Genomic DNA, 15,268 nt, shown 5'->3' with positions numbered 1-15,268 from the left:
TCCTATCCAAAAATGGATTTATTCAATCCCGAATTCATCTCTCAAAGTAATTTGTTGCCGCAGGACGGAACCGTAAATTACTATGGCTGCATTATGGATTATGAAAAAGCCAATTGGTTTTTCAGCAGACTTTTAGACGCCATTGAATGGAAAAATGACGAAGCTATTATTTTTGGCCAATTAATCACCACCAAAAGAAAAGTAGCCTGGTATGGCGACACAAATTTCAAATACAGCTATTCTAAAACCACCAAAGAAGCCCTTCCCTGGACAGAGGAACTCTTAATTCTAAAACAATTAGTCGAAGAAAAAACAGGCGAAAGCTACAATTCCTGTTTGTTAAACCTGTATCACGATGGCAGCGAAGGCATGGCCTGGCACAGTGATGCCGAAAAAGATTTGAAAAAAAATGGCGCTATTGCTTCGCTAAGCTTTGGTGCACAAAGAAAATTTGCTTTCAAACACAAAACCAACAAAACCACCGTTTCCTTACTATTAGAACACGGCAGTCTTTTAGTAATGAAAGACGAAACCCAAACGCACTGGCTACACCGCCTGCCACCATCAAAAAAAGTCAACAAAGCCCGAATAAATCTAACCTTTCGAACGATTATCACTTCCTGATTTTAAATTTTCATCGACTGTTTTTGTCCTGAAAAACCTTGTGGATTGTCTTAAAAAAGAATGCCAAAACTGCAAAAAATACGCAAATTCAATAATTTCTTTGCCAAAACCATCGATAAACATAGGAATTATTTTGTTTTTCAACAGACCTTTAGTATCTTTCACATCAATTTAACCAATTACACAACCCCTTAAACATTTAAAAAATGTTAGAAGAAATGAATGATAACCTGTCTCCAAAAAACAATGAGACAGACGGAAACTTAGCCACTGATGTTCAGGCGGACAATCAGGCTACCCCAAATCCTGAGACAAATGACGCCGCACCTTCGGCAGAAAATGATGAAGCAGCTGAATCGCTTAAAAAGCAAAAAGCATTGAGCGAAATTGAAGCTTCGAACGCTGAAGAACACGAAGACGAAACCTTAAAAGGCCGTCATGAAATACCGATGCGCGATTACGAAACTCTGTCGATGGAAGTCTTAGTAGAGGAATTGCAAAAACTGGTTTTTAACGAAAAAGTCATGTCTATTCGTGACCATGTGGAAGAAATCAAAAAGGCATTTTTATCGAAATACAATCATTTTATCGAAGAAAAAAGAGAAGAATTTCTTGCCGACAATCCAAACACAACCGAAGAATTCGAGTATCATTTACCGCTAAAAAACAAATTCGACCAATTTTACACCTTATACAGAGACAATAAAAACGTCCATTTCAAGAATTTACAAAACAGTCTGAAAGCCAATTTGGAAAATCGTTTGGCCATTGTTGAAGAACTCAAAGAATTAATCAACCCAAACGAGAATATTAAAGACACACTCAAACATTTTAATGAATTAAGAGAGCGCTGGAAAAATGCCGGCCCGATTCCGAAAGACAAATACAACCACGTTTGGAACAACTATCATTTTCATGTGGAAAATTTTTATGATTATCTGCATTTAGACCGTGAAGCCCGTGATTTGGACTTCAAACACAATTTAGAGCAAAAACAAAAAATCATCAGCCGTGTAGAAGAATTACTTCAGGAAGTTGATGTAAATAAAGCTTTTAGAGAATTACAGGATTTACACCGCATCTGGAAAGAGGAAATTGGTCCTGTTTCTAAAGAATACCGTGATGAAATTTGGAATCAGTTTAGTGATTTAACCAAAAAAATGCACGATAAGCGCGAAGTTCTTTTCGAAAAAATGAGAGGAACCGAGCAGGAAAATCTGGAAAAAAAGAACGCCATTATTGCACAAATTGAAGAATTGGCAACGATTAAAGTGAATGCCCATTCGCAGTGGCTGGTTCAGATAGAAAAAGTTGAAGCTTTAAGAGAGGCCTTCTTCTCTACCGGAAAAGTTCCTGCTGATGTAAACGAAGCTACCTGGGCGGCATTTAAAACAGCCGTTAGAAATTTTAATGCTTTCAAAAATGCCTTTTACAAAGACATCAAAAAGGAGCAAAACGAAAATCTGAATAAAAAAAATGCGCTGGTAGCCAAAGCCAACGAGTTAAAAGACAGCGAAGATTTTGCCGCTACCACGCCGATTATGAAGCAAATTCAGGAAGACTGGAAAAAAATAGGGCATGTGCCAAGAAAATATTCCGACAAAGTCTGGGCAGAATTCAAAGACGCCTGCAACCATTATTTTGATCGCTTAAAAGAACAAAAAAATGAACATTTGGCCGAAGAAATGGAAGCCTTTGACAAAAAGAAAGCCTATTTGGAAAGCATCAAAGAATTTCAGCTTATTGGCGATCATAAAACCGATTTGGACGCAATCAAACAGCATATTGAAAACTGGAAAAGCATCGGAAAAGTACCATTTACCAGAAGACATATCGAAGGAAAATTCAACAAAATTCTGGATGCTTTGTTTGACAAATTAAGTCTGAGCAAGAAGGATTCCGACATGATGCGTTTTGCCAACAAACTGGAAAATCTATCTGAAAGCCATGACAACAGAAAACTGGAGAACGAAAAGATTTTTATCATTCGTAAAATTGAAGAAGTACAAAACGAAATTTTCCAACTGGAAAACAACATTCAGTTTTTTGCCAATACCAAAAATTCGAAAAAAGAAAATTCTATTGTGACCGAAGTTCGTAAAAACATTGCTATCCATAAAGAAAGCTTAGACACCTGGAAAGAAAAACTAAAACAGCTTAGAAATCTGGGACAGGAAGAATAATTCAGAATGCAGATTACAGAATGCAGATTTTAGATATTAGATTTCAGAAGCAAGAAGCAAGAAGCAAGAAACAAGAAATCAGATATTAAGAATAGCAAAAAGCGATTTTCAAATTGAAAGTCGCTTTTTTTATACCTACTACTCACTACTCACTACTCACAAAGTATGACAATTATCATTTCCACACCCTGACATTCACCGTATTTTTGAACCAGCAAATAATTGATTATGAAAAAAGCTTTGATTCAAAAATACAACGTACCCGGTCCACGCTACACCAGCTACCCTACCGTTCCTTACTGGAATGAAGCCGGGTTTACTTATCAGGATTGGATTACTTCCTTTAAAAAATCGTTTCAGGAAAGCAATACCAAAGAAGGAATCAGCCTGTACATTCATCTTCCGTTTTGCGAAAGTCTGTGTACTTTTTGCGGCTGCAACAAACGCATCACCAAAAACCACGATGTCGAATCACCTTATATTCAGGCGGTCTTAAAAGAATGGCGTTTGTACAGTAAAATGTTGGACGAAAAACCCATTATCAAAGAAATTCATTTGGGTGGCGGAACACCCACTTTCTTTTCGACCAAAAACTTAGAAGACTTAATCAACGGAATTTTTGCCTATGCCAATAAAGCGGAAGATTACGAATTCAGTTTTGAAGGACATCCTAATAATACCACCCATGCGCATTTGCAAAAACTATACGATTTAGGATTTCGCCGGGTGAGTTTTGGCGTACAGGATTATTCCGAAAAAGTACAAAAAGCCATTCATCGCGAACAGCCTTTTCATAATGTAGCCAAAGTTACTTTTTGGGCCAAAGAAATTGGTTATACCTCCATTGGTCATGATATTATTTTTGGATTACCGTTTCAAACTATCGAAAATGTGGTAGATACCATCGAAAAAACCAAATCCCTGCAACCCGACCGACTCGCTTTTTACAGCTACGCCCATGTGCCCTGGATTAAAGGCAACGGACAACGCGGCTTTAAAGACGAAGACATCCCAAAAGATCAGGAAAAAAGAATTCTGTATCAGGTAGGCAAAGAATTATTGCAAAAAAACGGCTATGTCGAAATTGGGATGGATCATTTTGCCTTACCTACCGATAGTTTGTACCAATCTTTTAAAAACGGTCAATTGCACCGGAATTTTATGGGCTACAGTTCGTCTAAAACCCAATTAATGATAGGACTGGGGGTTTCTTCCATCAGTGACAGCTGGTACAGTTTTGCCCAAAACGAAAAAAATCTGGACGATTATTACCGATGGTTAGAAGAGGACAAATTGCCTGTTTTCAGAGGACATTTATTAACAGAGGAAGACCTCATCATCCGCAAACACATTCTCAACCTGATGTGCCAGTTTGAAACCCGCTGGGACAGTCCGGAGACTTATTTTGAGGAAATTCCGGAAATTGTAACCCAACTCCGGGAAATGGAAACCGACGGCTTACTCCTTTTTAAAGAAAACGGCATTCAGGTAACCGATTTAGGAAAAGCCCATGTGAGAAACATCTGCATGGCATTCGACCTGCATTTAAAACGAAAAGCCCCCGAAACGGCTTTGTTTTCTATGACGATATAATTTTAAGAAAAACGAACCAATTCCATCCGATCTGCCCCCGCAGCTCGGATTTTTTTCCTGACGCTGCCTTCATTCATGAGTTTTCCAAAACAAAACGTTCAAAATTGAAATTCTTCTATTCTGTTTTGTAAGAAAAAATAAATATATTTGTTAAAAACAAAAACGAAACAAACTTTCGCCAATCTATCCGATTTTGGGTGTATATGCGAAGGTTTATTTCGCTTATATACAAGTTGGCAGCAAGCTAAAACGAAATCTGCAAAATTGAAGAAATCTTAACATATGGCGAAAAAAAAGACTAACAAAAAAGAATATATTCCATGGGAAATAACCACAAATAGATTTGTTGGTATAATAGACATTATGGGTTTCAAAGATTTGGTTGCAAGAAATGATCACGAAACTGTATATCAAATGATGAAAAAAGTTTCTCATGCGATGAGAGTAAACCAATCTGTGTTCGCTGTTGATTCTGAATCTGAAAATTTTGATATAAACATTATAATGATGACTTACTCTGATAGTATAATGATATATTCACGTGATGATTCAGAAAGTAGTCAGGAGAATTTCATCGCAAGTATTTCTGCATTGTCAGAAGATTTATTCAAGGATGGAATTCCACACAAAGGTGGAGTTGCATTTGGAAAAATGACATTAGATTTTGAAAATTCAATTTTCTTTGGTCAACCTTTGATTGACGCATACTTACTTCAAGAAGAATTAAATCTATATGGAATTGTAGCGCATCCAACAGCGGAATTTGAAAATGAATTTTATGAAGACGAAACAGTTATAGAATATAATTGTCCTTTCAAAACTGGTTACGCAAAACATTATACAATTTTACCAGGTACTTTTTTTGCAGACCCATTTACCATTGAAGAATTTGAAATTTTATATAAATCTGTTTCTGCATTAAGAATAAACACATCAGGCGGTTTAAGAAAGTATATCGACAATACACTTTCATACTTAACATACTCAAAAGATATATATCTTAAAAGAATAGAAGATTATGAAAATTCATTAGAAGAAGAAGAAGGAGAAGAAAATCCGAAAAAAAATGGTTTACCCTTTTAAAATAGCCAGCTGCCAACAGCGGTTTCGCGCAATTGTTGGTTTCTGTTCTTAAGTGTTCACGAAAAACGTTTATCTTTAACAGAAAATAATCAGTTCGCTGGCTTCACAACTGTCGCGAAGCCGCGAAACGTTAGCAGCAAGTATAAAAACAGAACATATAAAAATGTCAGAAAAAAATAATTTTATCGATTGGATGACTAATAAATGGTCTGAAAACACAGTTAAATCATATTCAGGTAAAATAGATAACCTATCAAAAAAATTAAAGGCAAAATCTATGATTCCAACTGATACGTTGTACAAAATAAAAAATCCAAATGACTTAGAAGTTATATACAAACATTGGTACGATATACCTGAATTTAGAGAGCGAGATTTAAAAAATCGTAGGCAAGATTCTAATGCTTTCAAAAGATATATTGAATTTAGATTATATGAAGAAAAATTGGGGTTAAATGAAGATGATAAATCAATTTTTGGAGTAAGTCAAACAAATGATTTGATTGACAATACAGAATCATATTTATTTGCGTTAGAAGAGCATTTACAAGATTTTTTAATTCGAAATCTATCAACAATCAAAAAACATAACTTGAAGTTATATGATGATGGAGAAAGACGAGGAAAAGAATTTCCAACAAGTGTTGGTCCTATTGACATCTTAACTATTGATGACAACAATGATTTTTATGTTTTTGAAACAAAATTATCAAGAGGAATGGACAAAGCTCTTGGACAACTTTTAAGATATATGGGCTGGGTAAAAATTAACTTAGCAAAAGAGAAAAATGTTTATGGAATTATTGTTGCAAATAAAATGGATGAAAAAATTAAATACGCCGTTGAAGTAACTCCAAATGTCAGTTTGTGCGAATATGAAATGAAATTCGATATAGCATTTTTAGATAAGCGATAAATAAATACCTGCTGCTAACAGCGGTTTGGCTCAATAGCTATAATACAATAAACATCCCCCGCTGCCGCACGAATCCTTTCGTGTGGCTATCTTAACAGTTATTTCTTATATTTACTCTTGAATCTTATACTTTAGAAATGAGTAGAAATTATAAATTTACTTCGTCTGTTCGACTATCGTCTCGAGTCATAATCCGGAAGGATTGTATTTTATCAGTTTTGCGGTTGTAGGCTGGTTAGATGTATTTACCAGAAATGAATATAAAGATTTATTTTTGGAAAGTTTGGAGTTTTGTCAAAAGAATAAAGGTTTAGAGATTCACGCTTGGTGCATAATGACCAATCATGTGCATTTGGTTTTTAGAAGTATAAATGGACAACCTCCGGAACTCTTAATCGGAGATTTAAAAAGATTTACAAGTCAATCAATTGTAAAAAGCATTAAAGAAAATCCTAGAGAAAGCAGAAAAGATTTTTTGTTAGATTTTTTTAAAAAAGAAGCGGATAAGAGTTCCAATGTAAAGCATTATCAATTTTGGAGGCACGACAATAAACCTATTGAATTATGGAGCAATAAAGTGATTCAACAAAAAATAGATTATGTACACAATAATCCCGTAGAATCTGGTTTGGTTTATAAAGCGGAAGACTATGTTTATAGCAGTGCAATTGATTATTCGGGACAAAAAGGATTGGTTGATGATATAGTTGTTTTTAGAATGTTTGATATTTAATAGGACGAGCCACACGAAAGGATTCGTGCGGCAGCGAGGGGAAATCTCCCGACTTCACCTTTTTTTAACCATTTTTAGCAGGGGATACTCCATACATACTCCATACATACTCCATACATACTCCATACATAGTCCATGTCCAATTTATAGCAAGGTTTCTTTTTCCAGTAGTTCTTAAAACAAATAAAAAAGAACCGCGTTAAACCTTTTGGGTAGTTATTCATCTTAAAAGAGAACAACCAACAAAAAACCATTAACCCAAAACCCTACTGATTATGAATCCTAATTCGCTTTGGTCGCTCCGTTTAGGTTTTTCTAACCAACAGGCCGCTTCGATTGAAAAAATGGGAATTGCTAAATTTCTCAATGCCTCTTTCAAAACGGATTTCAACAATAGTATCCCTGATTTTCTCAAAGACAGTCCTAAAACCCTGATTGAATTTAGAGAGCAACGCCAAAAAAACGGAAAATTAGACCGGGAGAAAAAAAAGGAATTTCAAAAACAGGAAGTCCAAACTTCACTGGAAATGAAATCCTGGTGGATTGATAAAATGCGAAACGAAGATTTTCCGCTTCGGGAAAAAATGACCTTGTTATTGCACAATCATTTTGTTTCAACTTATCAAAAAGTAAAGGTTAATTACTGGATTTTTCAACACAACCAACTGCTGCGTCAACACGCTTTTGGCAACTTTAGAGAATTAACCAAAGCCATTGTTAAAAGCAATGCCATGCTGCGCTATCTGGACAATGTGGACAACCGAAAAGGAAAAATCAACGAAAACCTGAGCCGGGAATTACTGGAACTTTTTACTTTAGGAATTGGTAATTACAGCGAAGATGACATCAAAAACGGCGCTAAAGCTCTTGCCGGATTGAGCGTTGGAGACGATGGCGGCATTTACAGAGACCGCATTTCGGACGATTCAGAAATTGTGTATTTGGGCAAGAAAGGACATTTTAAAGCCGATGATATTGTGGATATTATCTTCAAACAAAAAAACAGTCCCTACCTTTTTACCCGAAAAATTCTGGAATGGTTTATTTATGATAATCCGGACGAAAAATTAGTTACCTATTACGGCGATTATTTCAGAAAACAGAATTTTGAAATCAAACCTTTGCTGGAAAAAATCTTCACCGAGGAATTTGATAAAAAAACCGCTGGTTCTAAAATAAAAAATCCTTTGGAATACAGCCTGCAAGTACTTCATGAATTGCAAATTAATCCCAGAACAAACCGCCCAATCGTGGCTTTTATAAAAAGTCAGGGCATGGATTTGTTTAACCAACCCAATGTAAAAGGCTGGGAAGGCGGAAAATCATGGCTCACTTCGCAAATTTACCTGCAACGCAACAATCTGGCTGATTTGTATTGCAGCGGAAGAGAAAATTTCAATCAAAAAGCTCAGGCCAATATGATGATGGAAGAAACGAACAACCGTACAAACCTTAGAAAAACGCTTCTTAAACTAAACTGGGATATTGGAACGAACAAACAAATTATCAGCGAATTATCCCAAAGATTATTGTTTCAGGTGGATCCCGATGCCCAAAAAGATTTTGAAAAAATCTTAAAATACGATTTTGATGCGCATGCTCAAAATGCCAATCAGGCGGTTTTACGACTGTTTAATGCGATGGTCAAAGAACCTGAATTTCAATTAATTTAGCCACAACCTCCTTAAATTATCTGATTATGAACAGAAGAAATTTTCTATCGCTTACCGGAACTTTGACAGGAGGATCCCTGTTGCTTCCTAATTTTTTGTTTTCTTATGCTTCGCAAAAAAACCTGATTATTGGCGAACAATGTCTGGTTTTTGTACAATTGAACGGCGGAAACGACGGTCTGAATACTTTTATTCCTTTTGACGATCCTTTGTACCACGAATACCGACCAAAAATTGCCCTTAATAAAAACGAAGTCATTTCGACCACCAAAGGCATGGGATTTCATCCTTCATTAAAAGGTTTTGCCCAAATGCAACAAAATGGTGATTTATCGGTGATTCAAAATGTGGGTTATCCGGAGCCGAATCGTTCGCATTTCAGAAGTCAGGAAATCTGGCAAACCGCTTCGGATTCGAACCAATACATCAACGAAGGCTGGCTGGGACGTTATCTGGATTTACAATGTGTGACGCACACCCCGACTGCCGGAATCAACATCGATTCGATTGACAATCTTTCCTTAAAAGGCGATAATCCGAATTCGATAACCGTGAAAGATCCGGATCGTTTCAGAATTAAAAAAGCCAAAGAAGAAACGGAAATTTTATCCGAAAATCCGTCTTTGGATTTTGTTCGAAAAATAGCCAGTTCAGTTGTAGAAGGTTCGGAAGAAATTCAAAAAGCATTAGCCAAATCAACAGCCGAAACGACTTATCCAAAAACGGCTTTGGGTAAAAACCTGGAATGGATTGCCCGATTGGTTAAAGGAAATTTGAATTCGAAAGTTTATTATACTTCCCAGGGTGGTTATGATACGCACGACAACCAATTGGTGATTCAAAATAACAAATTCAAAGAATTAGACAGCTCTTTGTTTAGTTTTTATCAGGATTTAAAACAGGCTAATTTACTACAAAATGTAACCATTGTCGTTTTCTCCGAATTTGGTCGAAGAGTCAAAGACAACGGCAACGGAACCGACCACGGAACTGCCGCGCCGATGTTTGTCATTGGCGGACAAAATCAGGGAAAAGTTATTGGCAACAACCCAAATCTTAGCGATTTATCTAATGGCGATTTAAAATATCAAATTGATTTCCGTTCAGTGTATGCCAGTTTGCTAAAAGAAAAAATGGCTTTTGATTACCATAAAATAGGCATTAAAAATGCGCCTCTGCAAGGATTATTTTAATATTTTAACTCCTTTTAAAGTCTGTTTCCGGGCTGTATTTCCTATTTTTACAAAGCAAAAAAAAAGCAGGAATGGTTAAAAACAGTACCTTAAAAGGAGTTTTTTTAGTAGGATTGGGAGTGAGTTGCTATGGTATGCTCGCCACCTTTGTCAAAATGGCTTATCAGGAAGGCTATACCACCGCCGAAGTGAGTGGCTCGCAATTTGCTCTGGGACTTATAGCCCTTTTAATCCTGAACTTTTTTAAAAGAAAAAATCCACGAACCGAAAAAATCCCCTTCTCAAAATACCAAAAACGACAACTGATAATAGCGGGAACCTCTATTGGTTTTACCAGTATTTTCTATTATTTATCCGTTAAATATGTTCCAGTTTCAGTAGCTATCGTATTATTGATGCAAACAGTTTGGATGGGCGTTGTCATCGAAATGTTCTTAGAAAAAAAATTACCTTCTATACAAAAAATCCTCTCAGTAATTCTCACACTAACCGGAACTGTTTTAGCAACGAATCTGTTCCATGACAATCTGGTTATGGAATGGAAAGGTTTCTTTTGGGGATTGTTAGCCGCTGCCTCCTACTCGGCTAACATGTACGCCTGCAACAGAATCGCGATTGAAATTCCGTCTTCTCAACGCAGTTTATTCATGCTGATTGGCGGAGCAATTATTGTGCTGTTATTTACGTTAATCACCCAAAATACTCCTTTTCATTTTTCCATTTTCCTCAAATGGGGACTTATTTTATCGCTTTTTGGAACCATTATTCCTCCACTCCTGCTCAATATTGGTTTTCCGCTTACCGGTATCGGACTCGGCAGTATTGTTTCGGCTTTAGAATTGCCTGTTTCAGTTATGATGGCTTATTTTTTATTGGGCGAAAAAGTTCTTTTCGGACAATGGATGGGGATTTTTATCATTATTGCCGCTATTGTTTTTATGAATATTCGCCTCAAAAAATAGCGCAATTCTCTTTTTCAAAAACAAAAAAAGAGTACTTTTTTTCTTATTAATCATTTATTTTCAATACATTAGTATAACAAGTTGGAATTTGAAGCACTTGTAAAAACTTCAAATTCATTGTTTTACTGTATTCTCTAACACAAAAACGTTCTTACCCCCGGAATACAGTTCGAAATTACCCGCTGTTTAATGAATTTTTACTAATAACCATTATATAAATTATTGATTATGAAAAAATTATTTGCAGAATTCTTTGGAACATTTTGGTTAGTTTTCGGTGGTTGCGGCAGCGCTGTTTTTGCAGCCGGCATTCCCGATTTAGGAATTGGTTTTATGGGTGTAGCGCTGGCTTTTGGTTTAACCGTATTAACAATGGCTTATGCGGTGGGACACATTTCGGGCGGACATTTTAATCCGGCAGTTTCCTTCGGATTATGGGCTGGCGGTCGCTTTAGTGGTCGGGATTTAATTCCTTACATCATTTCTCAATGTGTGGGTGCGGTGGCAGCAGCATCGGTATTATACACCATCGCGTCGGGAAAAGCAGGATTTATGATTGATAACACCCAGGCAGGTGCTTTTGCTTCCAATGGATACGGCGCTTTTTCTCCTTCGGGCTATTCTTTAGCAGCCTGTTTCATTGCCGAGTTCTTTCTGACTCTTTTCTTTTTATTAATCATTATGGGAGCAACCGATAAATTTTCTAATGGAAAATTTGCCGGAATTGCCATTGGACTTGGACTGACTTTAATTCATTTAATCAGCATTCCTATTACTAACACTTCTGTAAATCCGGCGCGTTCTTTATCGCAGGCAGTATTTGTGGGCGGTGAACCACTGGGTCAATTATGGCTGTTTTGGGTAGCGCCAATTGCAGGAGCCCTAAGCGGTGGATTTATTTACAAATTTGTTTTGCAAAAAAACGATGAAGTTTAAACAAAATGGCTGTCTTATTTTTGAAAAGAGTTTAATAATCAAGTCTGTAAAAAAGAATTATTCAAAAAAGAATCATTTCTGATAAGCCCTATCCAAACCTCAAAAAAAGCAACAAAAAAAATCAGGGAAACGGTAAAGTAATTGTTTTTTTTATTAATATTGAAACCTATTACAAGATCATTTTTTAATTAAAAAAACTATTTAGAATAAATTTTCATCTGATGAAAAAGAGTAACCGCAAAGAACTAAGCTTCGAACAAACCGAGAAGCTTGTTACATTAGCACTGGAAGAAAGAAATCCATTTGAAATTATAAAAAAAGAATTTGGATTGGCTGAAAAAGAAGTTCTGGAAATCATGAAAAAAAAGATGCCTCTGGAAAAATTTGAAATGTGGAAAAAGAAAGCTTTGGCTGGAAAACCGAAACCTAAACCTCTTAAAATTGATGATTTTGATGACGATTTAGACGGAAAGTATTATATCAAGAATAAATTTGACTAATCTTTAAAAAACACTCTTACTCCTGAGTGTTTTTTTTATATCTTTTTTGTCAGTTTCAAAAACGACAAAATCAGGAAACAAAAAACATAGCTTTATGAGAAAAACACTAATAGTATTTGCCCTTACTTCACTGTTTTGGAGTTGTAAAAGTATAAACAACGAAAGCAAAAAAAACATCATTCATGCCAATATCAATTTGACCGAAGTTAAAAACGATCAGGTTTTAGTAACGGTAAATGCACCTAAAACTACAGCTGACGAAATTAATTACCACATTCCTAAAACCGTTCCAGGAACTTATTCGGAAGACAATTATGGAAAATATATTGAAGATTTTAAAGCTTTTGACAAAAAAGGAAATCTGTTAGCCGTTAAAAAAACAGACGAAAACTCCTGGACAATTAGCAAAGCTAAATCTTTAAGCAAAATTACTTATTTAGTTAACGATACCTTTGACACCGAAAAAGGAACCGGTTTTGGACAGGATGATGTTTTTTCGCCTGCGGGTTCTAACATTATTGCCGGTGAAAATTTCATAGTAAACACCCATTGTTTTATTGGCTATTTCGACAACTATTTGGCCGTTCCTTACCAACTAAGTGTTACACATCCGGAATCGCTTTGGGGCGCTACCTCAATGACGGATCAGGACAGCAGTAATACCAACGATCTTTTTGTTACTTCGCGTTATGCCGAATTGGTCGAAAATCCAATTATGTATTCCAAACCTGATTATACCACTTTTAATGTTGACGGAATGGATATTCAGATTTGTGTGTATTCTCCAAACGGAAAATACACTGCCGAAAGCATTACTCCGGAAATGAAAACGATGATGACGGCTCAAAAACATTTTTTAGGCAAAATTAATGCGACCAAAAAATATTCTGTTCTACTCTATCTTTCCAGTTTAAAAGAAGACGATGCTCATGGTTTTGGAGCGCTGGAACACCCAACGGTAACTACCGTTGTGTTGCCGGAAATGATGGAAAAAGACGAATTAGTCAAATCGATGATGGATGTTGTTTCACATGAATTTTTCCATATTGTAACGCCGCTTACTATTCATTCTAAAGAAATTCAGGATTTTGACTATAATGCACCTAAAATGTCCGAACATTTATGGATGTATGAAGGTGTAACCGAATATTTTGCTAATCTTTTTCAAATCAACCAAGGGCTAATCTCCGAAGCTGATTTTTACGACCGTATTGCCGAAAAAATAGAAGAAGCAAAAGCCTTGAACGATACGATGTCATTCACAAAAATGAGTGCCAATGTTTTAAAAGAACCATACAAAGCCCAATATTTGAATGTGTATCAAAAAGGAGCTTTAATCGGAATGTGCATTGATATTATCATTCGCGAAAAAAGCAACGGAGAGAGAGGAATTCTTGACCTGATGCAAAAATTATCTAATGAATACGGGGTTTCCAAAGCCTTTAATGACGAAGAACTTTTTGGTAAAATAACCGAGCTTACTTATCCGGAAGTGGGTGATTTTCTAAAAACGTATGTAGCAGGCACCACTCCTATTCCTTATGAAGTTTATTTGGCGAAAGTAGGTTTAAGCAAATCGATGATAAAAGTACCTGCTCCGGTTTTCTTAAAAGACAACAAAACACCATATATTACGGTTAATCCGAACAATAATGAAATTAGTGTAATTCCTAATAGTGAACTAAATGTATTTTTTGACTCTTTAGGGTTAAAAGGCGGAGATGTTATTTTGGCAATCAACAATGTTGCTTATTCTTACGAAAACATTTACGACATGATTAATCAAAGCAGTAAATGGAAGGAAAACGAGTCGATTAGCATTAAAATAAAGCGAAAGGGAAAAGAAGAATCGCTTAAAGGAACCGTTAAACTGCCTTATGTAGATGCCGAACATATTGAAGTTACTGATGATTCTAAAAAACAATTAAGAGAAGCCTGGCTAAAGGCTTAATAAAAAAACAACGAAAGTATTTGAAATCAAACTCCGACATTATGGGGTTTCAACAATTTTATTTACTTTGCACCAAATAAAAATTACGAATGAAAAAATCAATTCTTGCATTCTCTGCCGTGATACTAATGGCTTCATGCAACAAAAAAGAATCAAAAGGAAACCTGCACCTAACAGGAAATGTAAAAGGATTAAAAGAAGGAACTTTGTATATTCAAAAAGTGGTAGATACTACTCTGATAGCTATCGATACCATTAAAATTGACGGAAACTCTCATTTTGAAAGTGATCTTGACATCAAATCACCGGAAATGCTTTACCTGTTTTTAGACAGAGGAGTTACAAACTCATTAGACAACAACCTGATGTTTTTTGCCGAGCCGGGTATCATGAATATCGAAACCAATTTAGACAGCTTCCTTTCCGGAGCAAAAATTACGGGTTCTAAAAATCAGGAATTGTACGAAGAATACAAAAAAACAACAGAACGCTACAAGGATGAGAATCTGAATCTTATTGAACAAAAATTCAAAGCTATTAAACGAAAAGACGCCACAGCCGTTGACAGTTTGAACAAATTACAGGATTTAAACCTAAAGCGCAGGTATCTTTTTGCCGTAAATTTTGCCATGAACAATAAAGACCACGAAATTGCGCCTTATATTGCTCTTGCCGAAGTGTATGACATAAACATCAAATATTTAGATACCATACAAAACGCCTTGACACCAAAAGTTGCTCAATCGATGTATGGCAAAAAATTAACAAACTATATTGAAGCCTTAAAAAAGGCGAATTAAGCTTCTTAAATTTACTTCAAAAAAGCATTTCAAATCATTCCTGAAATGCTTTTTTGCTTAATAGATAAAAGTTTTTTTTTGTAATTTGTATCCGATTTTAAAAAGCCCCAAAATCAGCTAT

At 35.8% G+C, this 15,268-nt stretch carries 13 protein-coding genes; all 13 read left to right on the top strand.

The annotated features are described in order from the left end of the window. Positions 1–12 precede the first annotated feature (12 nt). Positions 13–624, top strand: a complete 612-nt coding sequence (locus B6A10_RS05680) for an alpha-ketoglutarate-dependent dioxygenase AlkB family protein (RefSeq protein ID WP_188220061.1) — start codon at positions 13–15, stop codon at positions 622–624. A gap of 206 nt (positions 625–830) precedes the next feature. Then, positions 831–2,807, top strand: coding sequence for a DUF349 domain-containing protein (locus B6A10_RS05675; RefSeq protein WP_188220060.1), 1,977 nt, complete (start codon positions 831–833; stop codon positions 2,805–2,807). 228 nt (positions 2,808–3,035) lie between these two features. Continuing rightward, complete coding sequence (gene hemN / locus B6A10_RS05670) at positions 3,036–4,400, top strand: oxygen-independent coproporphyrinogen III oxidase (protein ID WP_188220059.1); 1,365 nt, start codon at positions 3,036–3,038, stop codon at positions 4,398–4,400. A 282-nt stretch (positions 4,401–4,682) separates the two neighbouring features. Then, positions 4,683–5,483, top strand: coding sequence for a hypothetical protein (locus B6A10_RS05665; protein WP_188220058.1), 801 nt, complete (start codon positions 4,683–4,685; stop codon positions 5,481–5,483). Positions 5,484–5,646: 163 nt separating this feature from the next. Further along, positions 5,647–6,399 carry an endonuclease NucS domain-containing protein gene (locus B6A10_RS05660; RefSeq protein WP_188220057.1) on the top strand — a complete coding sequence of 251 codons (753 nt, stop codon included), beginning with the start codon at positions 5,647–5,649 and terminating at the stop codon, positions 6,397–6,399. Between the two features lie 154 nt (positions 6,400–6,553). Continuing rightward, a complete protein-coding gene (locus B6A10_RS05655; RefSeq protein ID WP_394354330.1) occupies positions 6,554–7,132 on the top strand; it encodes an REP-associated tyrosine transposase in 579 nt (192 codons plus the stop codon). A 275-nt stretch (positions 7,133–7,407) separates the two neighbouring features. Continuing rightward, positions 7,408–8,805: a DUF1800 domain-containing protein gene (locus B6A10_RS05650; RefSeq protein ID WP_188220056.1), complete on the top strand. Its 1,398-nt coding sequence runs from the start codon at positions 7,408–7,410 to the stop codon at positions 8,803–8,805. 26 nt (positions 8,806–8,831) lie between these two features. Continuing rightward, positions 8,832–9,998: a DUF1501 domain-containing protein gene (locus tag B6A10_RS05645; protein ID WP_188220055.1), complete on the top strand. Its 1,167-nt coding sequence runs from the start codon at positions 8,832–8,834 to the stop codon at positions 9,996–9,998. A gap of 71 nt (positions 9,999–10,069) precedes the next feature. Then, on the top strand, positions 10,070–10,960 hold the full coding sequence (locus tag B6A10_RS05640; RefSeq protein WP_188220054.1) for a DMT family transporter: 891 nt from the start codon (positions 10,070–10,072) through the stop codon (positions 10,958–10,960). 228 nt (positions 10,961–11,188) lie between these two features. Then, the gene (gene aqpZ / locus B6A10_RS05635; RefSeq protein WP_188220053.1) at positions 11,189–11,896 is read left to right on the top strand and encodes an aquaporin Z; all 708 of its coding nucleotides are present in this window, start codon (positions 11,189–11,191) and stop codon (positions 11,894–11,896) included. 221 nt (positions 11,897–12,117) lie between these two features. After that, entirely contained in the window at positions 12,118–12,396 is a 279-nt protein-coding gene (locus B6A10_RS05630) for a DUF2805 domain-containing protein (RefSeq protein WP_026713381.1), read from the top strand. A 94-nt stretch (positions 12,397–12,490) separates the two neighbouring features. Next, positions 12,491–14,347 (top strand): M61 family metallopeptidase, encoded by a 1,857-nt coding sequence (locus B6A10_RS05625; protein WP_188220052.1) that lies wholly within the window; start codon positions 12,491–12,493, stop codon positions 14,345–14,347. A gap of 89 nt (positions 14,348–14,436) precedes the next feature. Continuing rightward, complete coding sequence (locus B6A10_RS05620; protein WP_188220051.1) at positions 14,437–15,147, top strand: DUF4369 domain-containing protein; 711 nt, start codon at positions 14,437–14,439, stop codon at positions 15,145–15,147. Positions 15,148–15,268 lie beyond the last annotated feature (121 nt).

Source organism: Flavobacterium pokkalii (assembly GCF_014596575.1).
GTDB classification, from domain to species: Bacteria; Bacteroidota; Bacteroidia; order Flavobacteriales; family Flavobacteriaceae; genus Flavobacterium; species Flavobacterium pokkalii.
The sequence above is the reverse complement of the archived record's forward strand: the minus strand, read 5'-3'. Positions and strand labels throughout refer to the sequence as shown.

Excerpts from the sequence above, each read along its gene's own strand:
- B6A10_RS05625 (WP_188220052.1), top strand. The coding sequence starts at position 12,491 with ATGAGAAAAACACTAATAGTATTTGCCCTTACTTCACTGTTTTGGAGT.
- B6A10_RS05630 (WP_026713381.1), top strand. The coding sequence starts at position 12,118 with ATGAAAAAGAGTAACCGCAAAGAACTAAGCTTCGAACAAACCGAGAAG.
- aqpZ (WP_188220053.1), top strand. The coding sequence starts at position 11,189 with ATGAAAAAATTATTTGCAGAATTCTTTGGAACATTTTGGTTAGTTTTC.
- hemN (WP_188220059.1), top strand. The coding sequence starts at position 3,036 with ATGAAAAAAGCTTTGATTCAAAAATACAACGTACCCGGTCCACGCTAC.
- B6A10_RS05680 (WP_188220061.1), top strand. The coding sequence starts at position 13 with ATGGATTTATTCAATCCCGAATTCATCTCTCAAAGTAATTTGTTGCCG.
- B6A10_RS05665 (WP_188220058.1), top strand. The coding sequence starts at position 4,683 with ATGGCGAAAAAAAAGACTAACAAAAAAGAATATATTCCATGGGAAATA.
- B6A10_RS05645 (WP_188220055.1), top strand. The coding sequence starts at position 8,832 with ATGAACAGAAGAAATTTTCTATCGCTTACCGGAACTTTGACAGGAGGA.
- B6A10_RS05640 (WP_188220054.1), top strand. The coding sequence starts at position 10,070 with ATGGTTAAAAACAGTACCTTAAAAGGAGTTTTTTTAGTAGGATTGGGA.
- B6A10_RS05675 (WP_188220060.1), top strand. The coding sequence starts at position 831 with ATGTTAGAAGAAATGAATGATAACCTGTCTCCAAAAAACAATGAGACA.
- B6A10_RS05650 (WP_188220056.1), top strand. The coding sequence starts at position 7,408 with ATGAATCCTAATTCGCTTTGGTCGCTCCGTTTAGGTTTTTCTAACCAA.
- B6A10_RS05660 (WP_188220057.1), top strand. The coding sequence starts at position 5,647 with ATGTCAGAAAAAAATAATTTTATCGATTGGATGACTAATAAATGGTCT.
- B6A10_RS05620 (WP_188220051.1), top strand. The coding sequence starts at position 14,437 with ATGAAAAAATCAATTCTTGCATTCTCTGCCGTGATACTAATGGCTTCA.